This window comes from Actinacidiphila sp. bgisy144 (assembly GCF_057708105.1).
Map to the genome: position 1 here is coordinate 1 of NZ_JBYIRM010000090.1, position 2,091 is coordinate 2,091.

Below are 2,091 nucleotides of genomic sequence, written 5' to 3' on the forward strand. Positions count from 1 at the left end.
AGACATCGATCCACAGCGGGCCTTCCGTGACATGGGCATCGACTCACTGACCGCGCTGGAGCTCCGCAACCGACTGGTGAGCGAAACCGGGCTCGCTCTCCCCGCCACCCTGGTCTTCGACCACCCTGTTCCTCTCGAACTCGCCCGGCACCTGCACGACCAGCTGGTACCGCGCCAACCCGGCGTCATTGAGAGTGCCCTGGCGGATCTGGACGGTCTGCGCGCTGTGTTGTCGGCTGTGTCCCTCGACGATGCCGATCGCGGGCGGATCACGGAACAGTTGTATGCCCTCATGGCGGACTGGCGGGCGCAGGGATCAGAGGCGGACGACCAGGACGACCTGGACTCTGCCACGAACGAGGATCTGTATCAGATGGTCGAGCGTGGGTTCGACAAGTAGCTGAATTGTCTGCCGGCGAGACAGGAGCACCTACACACATGTCCGAGGAAGAAAAGCTTCGGGACTATCTGAAGCGGGCCATCAATGACGGTCGGCAACTGCAGAACCGACTGCGAAGGCTTGAGGAGAGCATTCGCGAGCCGGTGGCCATCGTGGGGATGGGTTGCCGTTTCCCGGGCGGTGCCGAGAGCCCGGATGGCTTGTGGCGGTTGGTTGCGGGGGGCTCCGATGGGATGTCGGGGTTCCCGGTGAACCGTGGCTGGGACGTGGCGGGCCTGCCGGATCCGGATTCCGGTGACGGGGGTGTGGGTTATGCCCGGGTGGGTGGGTTCTTGGAGGGTGCGGGTGGGTTCGATGCGGAGTTCTTCGGGATCAGTCCGCGTGAGGCGTTGGGGATGGATCCGCAGCAGCGGGTGTTGTTGGAGACGTGTTGGGAGGCGTTGGAGGACGCGGGCATCACGCCGGGGTCGTTGCGGGGCACCGACACCGGTGTCTATGCCGGCGTCATCACCTCCGGCTACCGCGTCGGGGGGCAGGACGGTGCCGGTGGCTATGGGATGACCGGGACCATGGCGAGTGTGGCGTCGGGTCGGGTGGCGTATGCGTTGGGGTTGCAGGGTCCTGCGGTTTCGATTGATACGGCGTGTTCGTCGTCGTTGACGGCGATTCACTTGGCGGCACAGGCGCTGCGGTCCGGGGAGTGCTCGCTGGCGTTGGCCGGTGGCGTCACGGTGATGGTCAGTCCAGGTGCGTACCTGGAATTCGCGCGGCAGCGGGGGTTGGCTGCTGACGGGAGGTGTAAGCCGTTTGCGGAGGCGGCTGATGGCACGGGGTGGGGTGAGGGCGTCGGTGTGCTGGTCCTGGAGCGGTTGTCGGTTGCGCGTGAGCGTGGGCATCGGGTGCTGGCGGTGGTGGCCGGTAGTGCGGTCAATCAGGACGGGGCGAGTAATGGTCTGTCGGCGCCGAATGGTCCGTCGCAGCAGCGGGTGATTCGGGCTGCGTTGGCGAGTGCGGGGTTGCAGCCGGGTGATGTGGATGTGGTGGAGGCGCACGGGACTGGGACGGCGTTGGGTGATCCGATCGAGGCGCAGGCGTTGCTGGCGACCTATGGGCAGGATCGTGATCCGGCGCGGCCGTTGTTGTTGGGGTCGGTGAAGTCGAATATCGGTCACACGCAGGCGGCTGCGGGTGTGGCGGGTGTGATCAAGATGGTGCAGGCGATGCGGCACGGGATGCTGCCGCAGACCTTGCACGTCGACGCTCCGTCCTCCCACGTCGACTGGTCGGCGGGGGCGGTGGAGTTGCTGACGGCGCCGCGTGAGTGGTCGGCGGGTTCTGGTCCTCGGCGGGCGGGTGTGTCGGCGTTCGGGATCAGTGGCACCAACGTCCACCTCATCCTCGAACAGCCTGTGCAGGAGGGGGTGGAGTCCGTTGCGGAGGTGGGGTCGGAGTCTGGTGGTGCGGTGGTGTGGGTGGTGTCGGCGCGGTCTGATGCGGCGTTGGTGGCGCAGGCGGGTCGGTTGGCGGAGTTTGTGGCGGCGCGTCCGGGGGTGGGGGTTCGGGATGTGGCGTTGTCGTTGGCGGTGACGCGGACGACTGGGTTCGCGCACCGGCTTGCGGTGGTGGGCGGTGACCGTGGTCAGCTGTTGGAGGGCTTGTCTGCGGCTGCGTCGGGGCGGGAGTCGGCCGGG

At 67.1% G+C, this 2,091-nt stretch carries 2 protein-coding genes; both read left to right on the forward strand.

Features of this window, described 5'->3' with window-relative positions; all coding sequences use genetic code 11:
- A partial coding sequence (locus AC3EVP_RS36800; RefSeq protein WP_435138121.1) for an acyl carrier protein occupies positions 1-400 on the forward strand: 400 nt, incomplete at its 5' end.
- 38 nt (positions 401-438) lie between these two features.
- On the forward strand, positions 439-2,091 hold a 1,653-nt coding region (locus tag AC3EVP_RS36805), incomplete at its 3' end, for a type I polyketide synthase (protein WP_435138124.1).